Annotated in this window: 17 protein-coding genes; 8 read left to right on the top strand and 9 right to left on the bottom strand. The window is 37.4% G+C overall.

Features of this window, described 5'->3' with window-relative positions; translation table 11 throughout:
• Positions 1–5 precede the first annotated feature (5 nt).
• Complete coding sequence (gene thiM, locus AC1M9D_RS00175; protein WP_481611254.1) at positions 6–878, top strand: hydroxyethylthiazole kinase; 873 nt, start codon at positions 6–8, stop codon at positions 876–878.
• Between the two features lie 34 nt (positions 879–912).
• Here the strand turns inward: thiM and AC1M9D_RS00170 are convergent, their stop codons facing one another.
• The 3 genes from AC1M9D_RS00170 to AC1M9D_RS00160 all read right to left on the bottom strand — a co-directional run bounded on the left by AC1M9D_RS00170 (position 913) and on the right by AC1M9D_RS00160 (position 5,187).
• Complete coding sequence (locus AC1M9D_RS00170) at positions 913–1,281, bottom strand: 5-carboxymethyl-2-hydroxymuconate Delta-isomerase (RefSeq protein ID WP_035263762.1); 369 nt, start codon at positions 1,279–1,281, stop codon at positions 913–915.
• Between the two features lie 52 nt (positions 1,282–1,333).
• Complete coding sequence (locus AC1M9D_RS00165; RefSeq protein WP_481611253.1) at positions 1,334–3,049, bottom strand: AAA family ATPase; 1,716 nt, start codon at positions 3,047–3,049, stop codon at positions 1,334–1,336.
• Positions 3,050–3,162: 113 nt separating this feature from the next.
• Positions 3,163–5,187: a hypothetical protein gene (locus AC1M9D_RS00160; RefSeq protein ID WP_481611252.1), complete on the bottom strand. Its 2,025-nt coding sequence runs from the start codon at positions 5,185–5,187 to the stop codon at positions 3,163–3,165.
• Between the two features lie 229 nt (positions 5,188–5,416).
• On the opposite strand from AC1M9D_RS00160, the gene AC1M9D_RS00155 reads away from it, so the two are divergent.
• The 3 genes from AC1M9D_RS00155 (at position 5,417) to mdh (ending at position 8,743) form a co-directional block, all read left to right on the top strand.
• Positions 5,417–6,247, top strand: a complete 831-nt coding sequence (locus AC1M9D_RS00155) for an SDR family oxidoreductase (RefSeq protein WP_481611251.1) — start codon at positions 5,417–5,419, stop codon at positions 6,245–6,247.
• Between the two features lie 51 nt (positions 6,248–6,298).
• Complete coding sequence (locus AC1M9D_RS00150) at positions 6,299–7,264, top strand: alpha/beta hydrolase (RefSeq protein WP_481611250.1); 966 nt, start codon at positions 6,299–6,301, stop codon at positions 7,262–7,264.
• A 306-nt stretch (positions 7,265–7,570) separates the two neighbouring features.
• On the top strand, positions 7,571–8,743 hold the full coding sequence (mdh, locus tag AC1M9D_RS00145; RefSeq protein WP_481592708.1) for an iron-dependent methanol dehydrogenase: 1,173 nt from the start codon (positions 7,571–7,573) through the stop codon (positions 8,741–8,743).
• A gap of 204 nt (positions 8,744–8,947) precedes the next feature.
• On the opposite strand, the gene AC1M9D_RS00140 is transcribed toward mdh, so the two are convergent.
• The gene (locus tag AC1M9D_RS00140; protein WP_481611249.1) at positions 8,948–10,123 is read right to left on the bottom strand and encodes a sigma-54-dependent transcriptional regulator family protein; all 1,176 of its coding nucleotides are present in this window, start codon (positions 10,121–10,123) and stop codon (positions 8,948–8,950) included.
• Between the two features lie 204 nt (positions 10,124–10,327).
• On the opposite strand from AC1M9D_RS00140, the gene exaC reads away from it, so the two are divergent.
• Positions 10,328–11,839, top strand: a complete 1,512-nt coding sequence (exaC, locus tag AC1M9D_RS00135) for an acetaldehyde dehydrogenase ExaC (RefSeq protein ID WP_180027767.1) — start codon at positions 10,328–10,330, stop codon at positions 11,837–11,839.
• 59 nt (positions 11,840–11,898) lie between these two features.
• On the opposite strand, the gene AC1M9D_RS00130 is transcribed toward exaC, so the two are convergent.
• The 3 genes from AC1M9D_RS00130 to AC1M9D_RS00120 all read right to left on the bottom strand — a co-directional run bounded on the left by AC1M9D_RS00130 (position 11,899) and on the right by AC1M9D_RS00120 (position 14,448).
• Positions 11,899–12,951 carry an NAD(P)-dependent alcohol dehydrogenase gene (locus tag AC1M9D_RS00130; RefSeq protein ID WP_481611248.1) on the bottom strand — a complete coding sequence of 351 codons (1,053 nt, stop codon included), beginning with the start codon at positions 12,949–12,951 and terminating at the stop codon, positions 11,899–11,901.
• 101 nt (positions 12,952–13,052) lie between these two features.
• On the bottom strand, positions 13,053–13,655 hold the full coding sequence (locus AC1M9D_RS00125) for a 2-hydroxychromene-2-carboxylate isomerase (RefSeq protein ID WP_481611247.1): 603 nt from the start codon (positions 13,653–13,655) through the stop codon (positions 13,053–13,055).
• Between the two features lie 22 nt (positions 13,656–13,677).
• Positions 13,678–14,448, bottom strand: a complete 771-nt coding sequence (locus AC1M9D_RS00120; protein ID WP_481611246.1) for an SDR family oxidoreductase — start codon at positions 14,446–14,448, stop codon at positions 13,678–13,680.
• Between the two features lie 86 nt (positions 14,449–14,534).
• On the opposite strand from AC1M9D_RS00120, the gene AC1M9D_RS00115 reads away from it, so the two are divergent.
• From AC1M9D_RS00115 to AC1M9D_RS00105, 3 genes are all read left to right on the top strand, one after another.
• Positions 14,535–15,107 (top strand): TetR/AcrR family transcriptional regulator, encoded by a 573-nt coding sequence (locus AC1M9D_RS00115; RefSeq protein WP_481611245.1) that lies wholly within the window; start codon positions 14,535–14,537, stop codon positions 15,105–15,107.
• An 88-nt stretch (positions 15,108–15,195) separates the two neighbouring features.
• Positions 15,196–15,897, top strand: a complete 702-nt coding sequence (locus tag AC1M9D_RS00110) for a glutamine amidotransferase (protein ID WP_481611244.1) — start codon at positions 15,196–15,198, stop codon at positions 15,895–15,897.
• On the top strand, positions 15,881–16,039 hold the full coding sequence (locus AC1M9D_RS00105; RefSeq protein ID WP_481611243.1) for a hypothetical protein: 159 nt from the start codon (positions 15,881–15,883) through the stop codon (positions 16,037–16,039). Before AC1M9D_RS00110 ends, AC1M9D_RS00105 begins: the two co-directional genes overlap by 17 nt.
• A 42-nt stretch (positions 16,040–16,081) precedes the next feature.
• Here the strand turns inward: AC1M9D_RS00105 and AC1M9D_RS00100 are convergent, their stop codons facing one another.
• Both AC1M9D_RS00100 and AC1M9D_RS00095 read right to left on the bottom strand, forming a co-directional pair.
• Positions 16,082–16,663 (bottom strand): hypothetical protein, encoded by a 582-nt coding sequence (locus AC1M9D_RS00100; protein ID WP_481611242.1) that lies wholly within the window; start codon positions 16,661–16,663, stop codon positions 16,082–16,084.
• Positions 16,664–17,056: 393 nt separating this feature from the next.
• Positions 17,057–17,641: a YceI family protein gene (locus tag AC1M9D_RS00095; RefSeq protein ID WP_481611241.1), complete on the bottom strand. Its 585-nt coding sequence runs from the start codon at positions 17,639–17,641 to the stop codon at positions 17,057–17,059.
• Between the last annotated feature and the right edge of the window lie 56 nt (positions 17,642–17,697).

Raw genomic sequence — 17,697 nt, 5'->3', positions numbered from 1 at the left:
CGACTATGAATCATCCAGAAAACTTGATAGCAAATGCTCCAAAAGATATTGAGGTTCAAACCCAAGAGATTCTTAAACAGGTCATTGAAGCATGGCATCTGTTAAAAACCACTCAACCTTTAGTGCATTGTATGACCAATCAGGTTGCTGCCAACTATGTCGCAAATGTACTGTTAGCTGCTGGTGCCTCACCTGCCATGATTGATAATCCTTTTGAAGCTGAAAGTTTCGTGAGTATTAGTCAAGCTTTAAGTATCAATTTAGGGACTCCTCATACAGAACAAGTTGCCGCAATGAAAATTGCCACAGAAACTGCTCACAAAAAAAACATACCTTGGGTATTAGATCCAGTTGGCTATAGTATTGTTTTGCCATGGCGTACTGAAATTACAAATGATTTATTGCGTTTTAAACCCACCATTATCCGAGGTAATGCTTCAGAAATTGGGAACTTAGTAGGACAACAAAATCAATCTAAGGGTGTAGACAGTACCCTCGATAGCGCTGCCGTAGTAGAACAGGCAAAAACTTTATTAAATTACTCTGAATGTATCGCAATTTCTGGCGAATCTGATTTTATTCTTTCTAAGTCTTATGGATGTATGGTTAAGATTAATGGAGGTTCGCATTTACAACCAAAAGTTACCGCTACAGGATGCGCCTTAGGTGCATTAATTGCAGCTTATGCTGGCGTAACAAACCCAACCATTGCATGTATTGCTGCCCATGTACACTTTGCCATCGCAGGAAAACTCGCTTATACACAGGCTCAAACTGTCGGAAGTTTTAATGTCGCTTTTATCGATGAACTCTATAGCTATTCGGCTGAAAAAATTCAAAACAGTGCAGATATCGAAATACTGACTTTTGCTGCATAACAAAAGGCTGAAGATCACTTCAGCCTTTTTTGTCTTACTTCTGAACTCTACCTTTACGATAATGCTCTTTTGGCATTTCCGCTAACTCAATGATCAATTGAACCGTTAAGCCTTGAGCATGATAACCATTAAAGCTATGAAGATACTCATTTAAGCGATCTGAAATAAGATTCTTTTGCTCTTCATTACGCCCCGTCATAATCCCTAAACGAACATGAATATAGGCTTGAGGCTCTTCGCCAAAACCAATCAGAAAATCACTATTAGCACGAATACGTGATTTGATATCAGAAGGATGCCCCACTAGACCTGTATCAAATAAAGCGTGGTTTAAGCCTAAAAGTAACGCTTGCGCATCTAAATTTTGAATATTATCCGAATACTCAACGATCATCTGTGGCATCTTAATTCCCTTTGCTTGTGTGTTAAAAAATCAATTTCAAATGCGTAACTCATTATTCAATGAATAATAAGGCTAATCTCACTTGGTCATAGCCCATACGCGGATTGGTATTTTCCACGATCGGACGCAACTTGATCGCACCATCTTCACCGAAATGTTCAGGACTCTGTCTTTTAAGTAATTTTTTATAGATTTTACGTACTTGTTCAACGACTTCATCCCCAGGATGAGCAACCGAGATATCTAACCCCTGCTCACGATGGAGTTTGCCTAAGTGGTTAATAATGGTTGCTGGCGTTAAACCACGCTCAACCGCAATATCCTGAATTTCATAACCATTTTCAAAGAGTTCGCGAGTTTCATCGAGAGTCGCGGTGGCATAATTGGCTTTGCCTGCATTTTTGGCAATTTTTTTCTCATTACGACTAATCTCAAGCTCATTGAGTGTGCCACCACAGTGCCGAATAAATGCCTTATGTTGCGCTTCTAAATCAGCATCACCAAAATGCGCTTCTGCTTCATCAGAGAGTTCTTGAAATCTTCGGTCGGCTTTAATTGCTAAACTGTCTAATTCTAATGCTTGCTCATTGAAGCCGAGCAACCTCAGACCATCAATAGATTTCAAACGAGATAAGGCGACATAGCCCTGACCCTTTTCAAAGGTATTCGCCAAATTGATTTCCGCCGCCGATAAAGTCATCCCTTGAGACTTATGAATAGTAATCGCCCAAGCTAACCGCAAAGGAACTTGGGAAAAACTCGCGATTGTCTTTCCTGCATCATTATCAACAGACCAGGTTTCAGGTTCGACCACCAGAACAGTGCCGTCTGTTAATTTCACTTTAGGTAATACCCCGTGATCATCTACTTCTTCAAAACCAATGACTTCACCAAGGCTGCCATTGATATAACCCACATCAAAATTGTTTTTTACAAACATGACTTTGGCATGTTTCTTTAAGGTCAATTCTTCTGGTGCACGAACGGAAGATTTTAATGTCTCAATTAATTTTTCATTACCATCCATTTGTGCACAAAATTGATGACCATCCCCATCAATCTCATTTAAATGACGGTAATTAATGGCATCAACATCCATATTATGGGTATACAAACGTGTAAATGTTTCACCAATATCTTGCTCACGCGTTTGTTGTAAAGCTTGAATATGCTCGGCTTGAATATTTTGCGCACGGATTGCATTCAAAATATCATTCAAGGCTGAGTCATCTTGTCGATGTTGTTCAGTTAAATAACAAACACGAAATTTCGCTTCTACCCAAGCCTGGGACATAAAACAGAATTTATCTCGATTTTTTTCGTCATTGCGTCCGACTGGTGGTAACTGGAAGAAATCTCCGGCGGCAATCACCTGTATGCCACCAAATGCTTCCTCAGACTCTTTAAAAAACTTGAGCACTTGATTAACTAAATTAAGCTGCTTCGCATGTAGCATCGAAATTTCATCAATGATCAATACCTGCGCATTTTCTAAATGCTCTTTGAGATATTTACGCTCTTTCATGCGCTTTAGATCATCATCTGATAAAAAATCTTTGATCCCGATCCCCGCCCACGTATGAATGGTCATCCCATTCATGTGTGTGGCTGCAATGCCTGTAGATGCGGTAATGGCGACTGAAACTTTTCGCGCTTTAAGATAATTAATATATTGATTAAGCGTATACGTTTTTCCTGCACCCGCAGAACCTGTCAAAAAGACATTTTCTCCTGCTTTCATTAACTTCAGTGCAGTTTCTTGTTTCATATGTGCTTAACCTAATTTGAACGCTCATAGCCTAACGACATTTCATCAAAAAGTTAAGCCAAAAATCAGTCTTATGATCATGTTAACGCGTGAATACGTCAATTTAAGGCGCATCAGTTGTTGATTTGTTCAGGATCTCCAAAATTCCAAATCAACATTTCATTGACTTGATGTACAAACTCTTTGGCCTCCCTCACAACCTTTAGATCAGCAACTTCGTTATTGGGCAAACGCAGTTGGTCAAAATGAAGCTGATCGAATTTAAAAAAACAACCGAGTGTCAAATGCTGTGAGGGATCATGTAAATTTGACATATGGAACGCCACATATTCACCATCAATAATTCTTTGGGTATAAGATAAAGCCAGACAATGTTTATAATTTACAGACTCTTGAATAATTTGCTCTAATTCATTCAACTCCACAAATTTCCAATTCTCTGTATACATGACTGCTTGAGGTGATACTCGTTTCCAATGACTTTCAGCATGTCTCAATTTCAAAGTCGTCAATGTATCCACATAATGTAAATGCTGATGCCAACGTATTGCTTGCTGATACCATGCGGGCCATGTCATATTTTTCGAAATAGTTCTATCTTGTTGGAAAAAATCAATGAGATAATCTGCGACATAAGAGTCAAAAATATTATTGCTTCGGTTATATTGAGAGTTTGGATGTTTAAAGCGCTGCCTAAACTCATCTAGATTGATATGATACTGCTGCATCAAGAAATGAAAATGCGTTTGATGTTGTATTGAGGGCTCAATAAATTTGATGATTTCATCAGGCAGATCTTTAACTAAATCATTTAAAAACAACATATAAGACTGCATCACTTGAGAAATACGTTTAAAGACATATTTCACTGAACTCAATCCTTGCTGATCCAATGACCATAACAAGTCCAACCATTCATTAAGATATAAAATAGAAGCCGTGAGAGGTTGTGATTTTTTAGAATATTGAACATTTAGCGGCTCATGCTCAGCAGATAGTTCAAACCATGATTGTTGCTGTGAAATACGCAAACACTCAGAAATAAATAAACGACCGATAACCTGTTCAAAATATTGAATCGAGAGTTGTATGACATGCGGATGTACTTTAGAGCAATCCACAAAACTTAAAGCGGTGACGGCCAATCGAATATTGGGATCTTTTAAATTTTCACTTACCCAGTCGATGACAAGATAATCTTGTTTAAATAACCAATTCACTGCTCTTTTGTGTATAAACAGTGGCGACTGTTGCGCTATATCTTCTACCCAATACTGCACATCTTTATTTAAAAAATTTTGTTTATTGAAAATATCTTGATACTGCCAATACCCTCGTTTGATCCAACGTGTAAGACCTAATAAATGCGGTGTTTGCTCGTTATGCTGTTTGAGTAAATTGAAATCAGGCTCTAAGTCTACCAATTGAGATAAGCTAAATTGTTCTTCGAAAGAAATTTGTGCCATACGATATAACCGTTTTGGCAACATTAATTCTGCTGAAGTGCTTAACCGATCGTATACTGGAATCAATTTTTGCACTGCAAGAAAATTATCTCCCATGACTGAATTGACCAAACACAGATGTTTAAAATTTAGTTCAACTTCCAGAGGTATTTCAGCACCAAATCGGCTGAAATTCAGCAAATGAGGTTCATCATAATACTCACTTTGCATCATGATTCGATCTAACTGCATCGCTTGCTGATCGGTCAAATTATAGAGGCACTGTTCAACACGATTTTCTCCATCGACCCATTTAAAGACTTCTTCAACCAGCATTTGACGAAATAACTGCACTTTCGTTTTTAAATATAAAGAATGATGTGAGGCCTTATGATTAAAGATAAAACTAAAATCATTGAACATAAAATCCGCAATTTTTTGAATCTCGACATTTGAGTGGGATGTATAAAATTGAATTTTATAATCATCGATACACTCAACTGTGAGCAGTCCATCTGCGATCACTAAGCTATTATTTTCCTGATCAATTACGAATAAATTTTCAGGCGTAATCGTCCATAGATATAACCACTGATCCTGAAATACGGCTTTGAGTGTATCGCAATGATCAATTAATGCCTGTGCAGTATATTGATGACGTTGCTTTGGATTTTGCGGAGGACACGCCAGCATACAGTTTGCCTAAATAAGAAAGACTGGAAGAATTTTAAAAATAACAACGATATAACTATATTATTCTATCTTAAAATGAGTTGTGCTATTCAGATTCTGTAACTTTTGTATGAGTCAGATAAGCAGTTCGTATCATGCAACAATTATATGAAAATTTCTTGAAAGTACGTTTGACTCACTCCTCTGACTGTATTAAAACAATCTCATACTAAGAACTTTAGAGACAATAATGAAAACAGTGGTGATTACAGGTGCAAATACAGGAATTGGATTAGCGACAGCAAAAAAATTTGTTGAAGATGGTCATCATGTCGTACTTGCCTGTCGTAATTTGGATAAAGCTCAGAAAGCTAAAGCAGAAATCAGCACCAAAGATCATGGTCAAATTGATATTGTAGAATTAGATTTAAATGATTTAAATCAAGTCAAATCTGCAGCACAAACTTTTAAAGAAAAATATTCACAGATTGATATTTTGGTCAACAATGCAGGTTTAATGACGCCTAAATTAGAAGAAACGGCTAATGGTTTTGAAAAACAAATAGGTGTCAATTATCTAGGACATTTTGTGTGGACAATGCAATTGTTACCTTTACTTCAAAACGCGCCTTCAGGCCGTATCATTCATCTTGCATCCATGATGCATGTTCTGGGTAAAATTGACACACATCAATTTAAATTTCATTCTGTTAAAAAGTATAACGGTGTACTCAGCTATGGAAATAGTAAATTAGCAAATTTACTATTTAGTCATGCTTTAGCTGAAAAGCTCAGAGGCACATCTATCACCAGTAACGCAATTCATCCAGGTGGTGTGGATTCCGAAATTTATCGCGAGCTTCCTAACTATCAATATCGCGCTTTAAAATTGTTCTTAATCTCACCCAACAAACCGGCAAATCTTATTCATCAAATTGCGTTATCACCTGAATGGTCTAAAAAAACAGGTCAATACAAAAGTTTGCAAACACCAGCTTTTCAATCTTCACATGCGAAAAATCGTAGTTTAGCTCAACGATTGTTTGACGATACAGAACAACTTTTAAAAGAATATTTATAGTCAATCTAAACAATTTTGAATCAGGGAATGAATCAATAGATGATCGAAAAAATGAGTGCTGAGACCACGCTACACTACCAACCCGACATTTTAGGTGAAAAATTTGAACAACATATTTTCAAATTTACGCCTGATTATGATGGTGAGGTTATTGCAACATTAGTACGTCGTCCATCGGATATTCCATCAACAAAAGCTGTGCTGTATATCCATGGCTTTATTGATTATTTCTTCCAACAAGAAATGGCGAAAAAATTTAATGCCCAAGGTTTTCATTTTTACGCCATTGACCTTAGAAAATACGGTAGATCACTACTTCCGCATCAAAAACCTTATTTTGTGAAAGACCTAACCGAATATGATGAAGATATTCATGCCGCATTGAATGCAATTCAGAGTGAGGGAAATGAATCGGTATTATTATGCGGTCATTCTACAGGCGGTTTAACTGCCACTTATTTTTCAATTCGACACCCTGATTATCCATTGATTAAAGCAATCTGGGCCAACAGCCCATTTTATGATTTCAATATGAATGTTTTGAAAAAGAAATATGCGCTTCCAATGATTGCAAAATTAGCTCAGCAATTTCCGTTGATGCAATTACCAAGTGAATTAAATAAGTTTTACGTGAAGAGTTTGCACGAAAATTTGAACGGTGAATGGAGTTTTGATCTCAAGCTTAAACCTAAAACCTACACCAAAGTGTATTTGAGTTTTATTGGTGCTGTTGTGAAAGCACAGCAGAAAATTCAATCTGGTCCTAAAATTTCAGTTCCACTCCTTGTTATGCACTCAAGTCGCACGACCAATCCCAAGAAATACAACATTGATGCTCAGACCTCTGATGTGATTTTAGATGTAAAAACCATCGAAAAATATGCAAAAGCATTACAAGGTGATGTCACTGTAATGACAATTAAAGATGGCCTGCATGATTTGGTTCTTTCAAAAAAACTGGTTCGTCAGCAAGTGTATGACCAACTCTTTGCTTGGCTTTCTTCAAAAAATCTTTAAATTCTGTTCATCTAAGACCTTATTTTACTGGTCTTGATTGTTAATGTGTATTGATCAAGCTGAATGGACTTTCTCTTGGTCATACAATATTTCTATTCTTCAACCTCCCCATCTCTTCACAGACCTTTGCGACCAATCTCCTTTTCACCCATTTGAAATATTATTTCTTGCTTGCTGTTTCTTGTTTTGAGCCATGGAGAAATTGGGTTGGTATTTGGTAGGTACACATAATCGCAAGAGTGTCCAATACTGCAAACACGGTAAATATCACCGACCACAACAATAAATGGTAAAAGGAATCTCACCATGGCTTTTAAAAATATTGCAGACCAAACAAACGGTTTTTATATCCCTTGTGTTTCACTTTTCGGACCAGGTAGTGCTAAAGAAGTTGGAAGCAAAGCTCAAAATTTAGGGGCTAAAAAAGCACTGATTGTGACTGATGCAGGTTTATACAAATTTGGTGTCGCAGATATCATCGCTGGCTATTTGAAAGAAGCGCAAGTGCAGAGCTACATATTTGCTGGTGCCGAGCCTAATCCGACTGATATTAATGTCCACGATGGTGTGGAAGCATACAATAATAATGCTTGTGATTTTATTATTTCTTTAGGTGGTGGCTCTTCACATGATTGTGCTAAAGGTATTGGTTTAGTGACTGCAGGTGGTGGGCACATTCGCGACTATGAAGGAATCGATAAAAGCACCGTTCCGATGACACCTCTTATTGCAATCAACACAACTGCAGGAACTGCTTCGGAAATGACGCGTTTTTGTATTATTACCAATACAGAAACCCATGTAAAAATGGCAATCGTCGATTGGCGTTGCACTCCACTCATTGCCATAGATGATCCTAAACTGATGATCGCAAAACCTGCAGCGTTGACAGCTGCAACAGGTATGGATGCGCTTACTCATGCCGTCGAAGCCTATGTTTCAACAGCAGCGAATCCAATTACGGATGCCTGTGCTGAAAAAGCCATTAGCATGATCAGTCAATGGCTGAGTCCTGCGGTTGCTAATGGTGAGAATATTGAAGCACGTGATGCAATGAGTTATGCACAATATTTGGCAGGCATGGCATTTAATAACGCCTCTTTAGGTTATGTACATGCCATGGCTCACCAATTAGGCGGTTTTTATAATCTTCCGCATGGTGTATGTAACGCGATTTTGCTTCCCCATGTCTGTGAGTTCAACTTAATTGCCTGCCCTGATCGTTATGCCAAAATAGCTGAATTAATGGGTGTAAATATTGAAGGATTAACCATTAATGAAGCTGCATATGCAGCAATTGATGCGATCAAAATCCTATCTCAATCCATTGGCATTCCATCAGGATTAAAAGAGCTTTCGGTTAAAGAAGAAGATTTAGAAGTGATGGCTCAAAATGCACAAAAAGATGCCTGCATGCTCACTAACCCACGTAAAGCAGATCTCCAACAAGTCATCAACATTTTTAAAGCTGCAATGTAAATTTTTGAGTTGCTAGATCTAAAAGAGAATCTGGATACACTTCAGATTCTCTTTTTTTTATTCTTTGGTTCACAATCGAATTCGGTAGTACATTACATCAGGAACAGCGGCTTTAAAATTTTGTAGGTATATAAAAATGGGAATAAAATACGTTAACAATATGAAGAATATGCTTTAGGCCGTTGTGTTTTACTTTAATTCGGCTCAATTATGATAGTGCTGTAAAAGTTGTTGCGTTGAATGATCTTGCGGTGATAACTCCATTAAACGCTCCATTGCATCAACTGCGTCAGGATTTCGTGCAATGTATTTTAAAAGCACTTCAACATCACAATAGTTAAAAATTGCTTCACTCAAACGCGAATCTAGACAATTTCGCCAAGAACATAAGAATGGGCTTTCAGTTTTTGCGAGCATTACACCATTGACCTGCTGTAAAGCTTTATCAACAAATCCAACGTCTAAAGCATTTTCGATTTGGAGGAAATCAGCTTCAATATGCGCCAGTAATTTATAGGGTCTTGAGCCTAACATTCCACCCAATAAATCTCGAAGCTGGGACATTTCAGCTTTTAAAGTTCCCATGCTTACCTTTCGCTCCCCATACAAAGCTTGATGAAGCGAATCTAAGCTAAGCCCTTGAGGACATAATGCCAATATTGTCAAAATTTCAATCTGTCTAGGGGTAACCACCAAGGTACGTCCGTTAAATATGACTTGAGGAATTCCAAAGGTACGAATAAATAAATGTTGGCGTTGATAATTCAGTAATGCTGATTGTATTAAAGATGCACAACGTTCTGCTGCGAGTAGTCCAAAACTATTGTGATGATCCCATGTCGTTGATAAATCTAATACACCAATGAGTTGCTTCGAAAATGGATCAACAATTGGCGCTGCATAGCACACCCAATCATGAATAGACTCCATATAGTGTTCATTTGAAAACACACAACTTGATTTTTCAGTTTTCAAGGTTAATGCTAAAGCATTGGTTCCAACCACTTCCTCCCGCCATTGACCGCCTTCAATAAAGTGAACACGTTCTGCAGCCTTACGCATTTGTTGACTAGCTTCCGTCCAAATAATGGTGCTGTTGATATCGCCTACCGCAAGTACCATAGATGATTGTTGTGCAACATGTTTTAACTCTTGTTCACATATTTTCAATGCTTGATTTAGGCTGTTACTTTCAACAGTACTCGTTGTGATCAACGGCGCTACCATTCGCTCTTTCGGAATTTCTGCCAACTTCGATCTTTGCCAAGACTTTAAAATATGCTGACCAAGTTGTTTCGCCTGTACAGTTGAAAGACTGATTTTCTCTCTAAGTGTTTCTATTTGTTGTCTTTGCTTGATTAGAGTCTGCATTGAGTTCATTCCTTATTATCTCAACATTTCCCAATATGCATGTGTTGTACTTATTATAGTTATAGTATTTGTTGATCAGTTGTAAACCTTCATCATTCCAACCTTTTTCCAACCTTATAGTGGTTATGTTAACTCATCAATAATAGAAGATATCTAATACCAAAGACGAAGATATTTTCCATAACTTTATAGCACAACCAAAGGATGGACACTATGCGCTACGCTGATCCCAATCAACCAGATTCTAAAGTTCAATTTAAAGCACAATACGAAAATTTCATTGGTGGGAAATGGGTTCCTCCAGTAAAAGGTGAGTATTTTGATAATCTTTCTCCCGTAGATGGGAAAGTCTTTACTCGAGTTCCCCGTTCTTCAGTCGAGGATATTGAGCTCGCTTTAGACGCAGCTCATGCCGCTAAAACTGAATGGAACAAAACGTCTGCAACAACTCGCTCTAACATTTTATTAAAAATAGCAGATCGCTTAGAAGAGAATCTAGAATTACTTGCTGTGGCAGAAACATGGGACAATGGTAAACCTATCCGTGAAACCTTAGCTGCAGATATTCCACTGTGTATTGACCATTTCCGCTATTTTGCTGGCTGTATCCGCGCACAAGAAGGTGGTATTTCAGAAATTGATGAAGATACTATCGCTTACCATTTTCATGAGCCGTTGGGTGTCGTTGGACAGATTATTCCTTGGAACTTTCCGATTTTAATGGCGGCGTGGAAACTTGCTCCTGCATTAGCAGCGGGGAACTGTATTGTCTTAAAACCAGCTGAGCAAACTCCAGTTAGTATTCTAGTTTTAGTTGAACTGATACAAGATATTTTACCACCAGGTGTGCTGAATATCGTCAATGGTTATGGTGTTGAAGTAGGACGCCCTCTTGCCACAAATCCACGTATTTCAAAAATTGCATTTACCGGCTCAACTGCAGTCGGTCAATTAATTATGCAATATGCCACCGAAAATATTATTCCAGTGACATTAGAACTGGGTGGCAAATCTCCAAATATTTTCTTCGAAGACATTATGGATAAGGATGATGAATATCTAGATAAAGCGCTTGAAGGTTTTGCCATGTTTGCGCTGAATCAGGGAGAAATCTGTACTTGTCCATCACGTGCTTTAGTCCAGGAAAGTATTGCAGATAAATTCTTAGAGATGGCTGTAGAGCGCGTGAAGCGAATTAAAACGGGACATCCACTTGATACAGAAACCATGATTGGTGCTCAAGCCTCGCAAGAGCAACAAGATAAAATTTTAGGTTGTATTGCGACAGGTCGTGAAGAAGGTGCTCAAATTCTTACGGGTGGTCAAGCACGTGAAGAAATTGGACAAGGTTTTTATATTGAGCCGACTATTTTCAAAGGCAATAACAGCATGAAAACATTCCAAGAAGAAATTTTTGGACCAGTTTTGGCTGTGACAACATTTAAAGATTTCGACGATGCCATCAAAATTGCCAATGACACCATTTATGGATTAGGTGCTGGTGTTTGGTCTCGATCAGCGCATACGTCATATCGTGCAGGACGTGCAATTCAATCAGGTCGAGTCTGGACAAATTGCTACCATATCTACCCTGCTCATGCTGCTTTTGGTGGTTATAAAAAATCAGGGATTGGTCGTGAAAATCATAAAATGATGCTGGATCATTACCAACAAACTAAAAATTTATTGGTGAGTTACTCAACCAAACCAATGGGTTTCTTCTAAAACAAAAGCTAAAGAAGCGGCAGATTGCCGCTTCTTTTCTGCTATAGGAGTTTAATGGATTAGCTGGCTTGTAGACTTTTCATATCAATCACAAAACGATATTTCACATCACTTTGAAGCATTCGCTCAAATGCCTCATTAATATTTTGCATCTCAATGACTTCAACATCTGACACGATATTGTGCTGACCACAAAAATCAAGTAGTTCTTGAGTTTCTTGAATCCCACCAATCACCGATCCAGCGATTGATTTTCTTCCCATAATCATGGGCACTGAATTACTGCTAAATTCACCGAGATAGCCTACCAATACCAGTGTCCCACTCAATGCAAGTGTCGGAATATAAGGCTTTAAATCATGATCATAAGGCACAGTATCAATAATTAAATCAAACTGATTTTTCACTGATTTCATTTGTGTTGGATCTGTTGATAACACGACATGATCTGCACCTAAATCACGTGCATCCTGTTCTTTATTTGCTGATCGTGTAAATAAAGTCACTTCTGCACCAAGCGCATGAGCAAGTTTAATCGCCATATGACCTAAACCACCGAGTCCAACAACAGCCACTTTAGAGCCTTTACCGACATTCCAATGTTTTAACGGCGACCATGTCGTGATCCCTGCACATAAGATGGGTGCAATGGATTGAGTATCTAAATTTTCAGGTACTTTCAATACAAAATCTTGGCTCGCAATGATCGTTTGTGCGTAGCCACCATAAGTAGGTGTTTGATCATGACGATCTAAACTACCATACGTTTGTGTATTGCCAGCTTCACAATATTGCTCCAAACCTTGGTGACAAGCAGAACAAGTACGACATGAATCTACCATACACCCGATTCCGACCAGATCTCCAACCTTAAACTTCGTTACCGATGCTCCGATGCTTTTTACGCGACCAATTACTTCATGACCAGGTACAATTGGGTAACGACTAAAACCCCAATCATTACGCGCTTGATGTAAGTCAGAATGACATACACCGCAGTATTCAATATCAATAATGACATCATCGGGGCGAGCTTGACGTTGCTGAAACGTATATGGAACCAATGGACTTTTAGAATCAAGCGCTGCGTAAGCTAAAACATTATGGGTCATCGTGACTCCCTCAAGCTGTTAATTTCGTACTCTCTTATTCGTTATATCACATCAATATTTTTAATAAATTTAGCTGAGTCTCAATTTAATTTCTTTTTCACTTATTTTTGTAATTCGCGCTCTACAAAATGCAAGCGATCTTGCCCCCAGTACATATTTTCCCGCAAAAAAAATGTAGGTACTCCGAATACCCCTCGTTGTACGGCATTGTTTGTTTCATCAATCAATTTTTGTTTTACCACCGGATCTTGGCTTAAATCCAAAAGTTGCTGACCGTCGATTGCATCACCTTGAAATAAATTTATCAGAACTTCTGAATCGGTTAAATTCAAGGGCATTCTAAACATCGCATCAAAAAGCTTGGTCAAAATCGCTTCAAAATATTCATCATAATAGATTTTCACTCCCGTTAATATACGCATTAAAGTCAATGTATTCATTGGAAAATATGGATTTATGTGCATCGGGATCTGATAATAATCTGACCATCGATTTAAGTCTTGCATTGAATAGATCCCTTTAGCAGGCACCTCAATTGGACTCTTGTTACCAGTCGATTTAAAAACTCCACCCAATAAAATCGGTGTGTACTCAATCTCTGCATTATATTTTTGGGTGATTTCTTGTAGCTTATAAAAAGCCAAATAACTAAATGGACTGCCAAGATCGAAATAAAATTCAACTTTTTGTTGTTGTGTAGTCATGCCTTATCCTTATTGAATATGATTACCACTGTTCAGACCATGGTCGCAAATCCAATTCATGTGTCCAAGCATCTCGTGGTTGATGAGCAATATGCCAATAGTTATCAGCTATATGTTGAGGATTCAAAATACCGTCATGCTGTTTTTTTTCATACAAATGAGGGAAAGTATCTTTAATAAAATCAGTATCAATCGCCCCATCAATAATGATGTGCGCAACATGAATATGATGAGGCCCTAACTCTTTTGCCATACTTTGGGCTAAGGCTCTTAACGCATGTTTAGCACCAGCAAAAGCGCTGAAATATGATGAACCACGGATGCTTGCTGTTGCACCAGTGAAAATGATAGTGCCGCGCTGCCTTGCGACCATCCGTTTAGCGACTTCACGACCATTTAAAAAAGCACTAAAACAAGCCATTTCCCAGATTTTAAAATATTTACGTGCTGTTTCTTCTAGAATGCTACACGGCACATTTGCTCCAATATTAAAGACAAACACTTCAATCTGACCAATGTTACGTTCAATTGTGTCAATCAGTTGAATCACTTGATCTTCTTTTCTTGCATCTGAAGCAAATCCATAAGCTTTACCACCGTGTGCTTCAATCTCACGGATGACAGGTTCAAGCTTGTCTGCATTGCGTCGAGTCATACAAGCAGTATATCCACCTCGTGCAAAGCGTTTTGCGATCTCACTGCCTGTGGCATCTCCTGCACCAATGATCAGTGCGACCTTGTTATGTGTTGATTTTTCTTCTGAATAATTAATTTTTGACTGCTGATCGCTCATCATTGCTCCATTAAATAACGATCGTTATTATAACGATTACTATGTTATAGTTTTTAGGCACAGTCAATGGTTATTGAATATTCAATATGAGATATAAAGCAGGATACAAAGAAGAAAAACGTCGCGATATTTTAAAAACCAGTGGTGAACTCGCAAAAAAACAAGGTTTTAGCAATACTGGGGTTGATGGTTTTATGCACGCTGCAAATATGACCAGCGGTGCTTTCTATTCTCACTTTTCTTCAAAAAACGACTTATTTAAAGCCTTAATCGAATCTGAAATCGGAGCAAGTATTCAACAGTGGGAAATGAATCCGCATCAAGATCCAGAGTCTTGGTTAGATTTTGAAATGAACCGATATCTTTCTCTATTACACGTTCAACACCCAGAAAAAGGCTGTGTTTTACCCTCACTTGCTGCTGAAGTTTCACGCGCTGATGCTGACATTAAACAATGTTTTGAAAAAGAACTTCAGCGTGGTTACAAACTATTTGCGCAGCATGCTCCAGAACCTGATTTCGCTTGGGCCATACTCTGTCAAATGGTGGGCTCCGTACTATTAGCGCGTGGAGTTCAAGATGAACGCTTAAAAAAAGATATTCTCAATTCTAGTCTAGCTATGCTTAAGAAATTATTAAAAAAAGAGATTGCGAAATAAATCGTTTTATATTGTTTTATGGACGAAACCTTAGTTCCAAAAGTTCTATACTATAATCTCCTCATCATTCTTTTAAGAACGTCACATCATGAGAAAGCTTCCTGAAACAGTATATGCAATACAGCATTTAGCCTTTGAAGATCTAGGTTCTTTTGAGGAGACACTATATCAACTGGGTTATCGGGTCAGATATTTTGATGCAGGTGTGGATGATCTTTCAGTAGCCTTAAAGTACGAAGGTCTGACCATTATTTTGGGTGGGCCGATTGGTGTTTATGAGACAGAAGATTACCCTTTCCTACAAACAGAAATAGACTTACTTAAAGAAAGATTAAAACTTGAACGCCCTACGCTTGGCATCTGTCTAGGTGCTCAACTCATTTCAAAAGCCTTGGGCGGTGCAGTATATGCTGGCCACACTAAAGAAATTGGCTGGAGTACAGTAGATATTATAAATGAACAAGACAACGTTCTAAATTCTTTAAATGGTGTACCAGTTTTGCATTGGCATGGTGATACCTTTGATCTTCCCTCGCAATCGAAACTTCTGGCAAGCACTCAAATTTATAAAAATCAGGCTTTTCAAGTTGGATCTAATATTTTAGCACTCCAGTTCCATCCTGAAGTGACCTCAGATAGTTTAGAGAAATGGTTGATTGGTCATACTTGCGAATTGCGTAAAGCGGGTATCGATATTACTCAATTACGTGCAGATAACCATCGTTATGCTGAAAAGCTAGAATCTGTGGCAGGTTCAATCTTAAGCCGTTTTATTGAACATATTAAATGATTTAGATTTAGATTTAGATTTAGATTTAGATTTGATAGCCTTCAACCCAACTGTAGATCAGGATATTGAATTGTGCTATGCCAATCAATCCACCATTAGTTATGAGCATCCACTCCGTTGCATCCCATTCAACCGAATTTGATAGAGTGAGAAACCGCTTTCAGCAGTTAATATTTTTTTGATATCAAGTGTCTAAAATTTTGTTCAAATTTTTCCAATGTACCCAATCGTTAAGAAGTTTGATTATAGTGAGTCCACATATCACACATATAACTCCATAAATTATTTCGGGAACTATCTGTGATGCACCTAAAGAATTAAACAGTCTCCAATATTCATCTTTTTTAAAGTAAAACATTATGGGAGCAAAACTCATAGAAAATAAAACAAGTAAATTCATTACTAAAACTTTTATTTTTCCTTTTTTTGATACCTTTAGTCTAATGATTTCACCTCTAGAGTTTTTTAATACCTGATAACCTGCTCTATTCCATACAAAAGTCCAATAAAGTAACTCAAACTCCATTGCATTAAATTTATCTAAGAAATACTCTAGCTCTTTTATATCAACGTTTTTTGCTCCAGTAAGTGCAGAAATTGCTGAATTTAGCAGAAGCGTTTTAACTTCCTCGCTTTCATTAAGATTTTTAATCCTTTCTCGTTCTTCAAAAAAAGATTTAAGACGTAAGTGGCGCTCAAGATATTTTTTTCGATTGTATGATGGTGTAATAAGCTCAATTGCTTTTTCAAATATTTGCAAATACATATTTAAAATAAACTAAATAATTATAATCAGGCCAAATCATAAATCTAAATTTATTTTAAATAAATGCAATTTTTTTAAACCATACAATATCCATGACTTTTTTAAATATTTCTACTCCTATCTCTGCAAGCGTATATCACGTTTAATGAATTGATCTACAAACTTCTTAGTATGGTTATTATCTCCCTGTGTAAAATCGTATGTGACATTGATTCTAAAGCTTGAGCCACGCCAATGACTTAAGCTATTTAGATAAAATTCTTGTTGTAAATTTGGTTCATCTTACTTTCGATAATTACGGGTAGAGCAGTAAAAAGAGAAGCTTTTGGCCTCATAAAAAATAATAAACCGCCCATTTAGGCGGCTTATTTAGCACTTAACAAATTGATTTTATTATTTTTTATTATCTACCGAAGCTTCAGTTGTAATATTCACCGTGATTTTATCGCCTACATTAGGTACATATGCGCCAACACCGAATGCAGAACGGTCAAATGAAGTCGTTGCATTGAAACCAATAGACTGCGCTTTCGTCATAGGATGTTCAGCTTGTTTATTCAATACAGCATCAAGTACGACAGGCTTAGTAACATTTTTAATCGTTAGATCACCTGTGATCTTATACTTGTTCTTACCATTTGGTTGAACTTTAGTACTTTTAAAAGTGATATTCGGATATTTTTCAGCATCAAAGAAATCTGGTTTCAATAAATGTTCATCTAAAGCTTTGACATTTGTATTGATACTTGAAAGTGGAATTGTGACATTCACCGCTGAATTTGCAGGCTTTTCATTGTCTACTTTGATCGTCCCTTGGATATCGCTAAAATTACCTGATGGTGTAGAAAAGCCAAAATGATCCCAAGTAAATACTGTCGCTGTATGAGTTGGATCAATTTTATACTCAACTGGTTTAGCAACTGAAACTGTTGCTACAGAAATCACTACGGCACTTAACGCTATTGTTTTAAAGTTCATCAATTTTTCCTCAAATTTTTTAAAAACATTTATGAAATGGATAGTGAATAATGTAT

It is taken from the genome of Acinetobacter sp. ANC_7682 (assembly GCF_056779795.1).
Note: the sequence above shows the minus strand (reverse complement) of the source record. Positions and strands in the feature narration are given on the sequence as shown.

Bases quoted from the DNA above. Each gene is read 5' to 3' on its own strand.
- thiM (WP_481611254.1), top strand. From the start codon at position 6: ATGAATCATCCAGAAAACTTGATAGCAAATGCTCCAAAAGATATTGAG.
- AC1M9D_RS00170 (WP_035263762.1), bottom strand. From the start codon at position 1,281: ATGCCACAGATGATCGTTGAGTATTCGGATAATATTCAAAATTTAGAT.
- AC1M9D_RS00165 (WP_481611253.1), bottom strand. From the start codon at position 3,049: ATGAAACAAGAAACTGCACTGAAGTTAATGAAAGCAGGAGAAAATGTC.
- AC1M9D_RS00160 (WP_481611252.1), bottom strand. From the start codon at position 5,187: ATGCTGGCGTGTCCTCCGCAAAATCCAAAGCAACGTCATCAATATACT.
- AC1M9D_RS00155 (WP_481611251.1), top strand. From the start codon at position 5,417: ATGAAAACAGTGGTGATTACAGGTGCAAATACAGGAATTGGATTAGCG.
- AC1M9D_RS00150 (WP_481611250.1), top strand. From the start codon at position 6,299: ATGAGTGCTGAGACCACGCTACACTACCAACCCGACATTTTAGGTGAA.
- mdh (WP_481592708.1), top strand. From the start codon at position 7,571: ATGGCTTTTAAAAATATTGCAGACCAAACAAACGGTTTTTATATCCCT.
- AC1M9D_RS00140 (WP_481611249.1), bottom strand. From the start codon at position 10,123: ATGAACTCAATGCAGACTCTAATCAAGCAAAGACAACAAATAGAAACA.
- exaC (WP_180027767.1), top strand. From the start codon at position 10,328: ATGCGCTACGCTGATCCCAATCAACCAGATTCTAAAGTTCAATTTAAA.
- AC1M9D_RS00130 (WP_481611248.1), bottom strand. From the start codon at position 12,951: ATGACCCATAATGTTTTAGCTTACGCAGCGCTTGATTCTAAAAGTCCA.
- AC1M9D_RS00125 (WP_481611247.1), bottom strand. From the start codon at position 13,655: ATGACTACACAACAACAAAAAGTTGAATTTTATTTCGATCTTGGCAGT.
- AC1M9D_RS00120 (WP_481611246.1), bottom strand. From the start codon at position 14,448: ATGAGCGATCAGCAGTCAAAAATTAATTATTCAGAAGAAAAATCAACA.
- AC1M9D_RS00115 (WP_481611245.1), top strand. From the start codon at position 14,535: ATGAGATATAAAGCAGGATACAAAGAAGAAAAACGTCGCGATATTTTA.
- AC1M9D_RS00110 (WP_481611244.1), top strand. From the start codon at position 15,196: ATGAGAAAGCTTCCTGAAACAGTATATGCAATACAGCATTTAGCCTTT.
- AC1M9D_RS00100 (WP_481611242.1), bottom strand. From the start codon at position 16,663: ATGTATTTGCAAATATTTGAAAAAGCAATTGAGCTTATTACACCATCA.
- AC1M9D_RS00095 (WP_481611241.1), bottom strand. From the start codon at position 17,641: ATGAACTTTAAAACAATAGCGTTAAGTGCCGTAGTGATTTCTGTAGCA.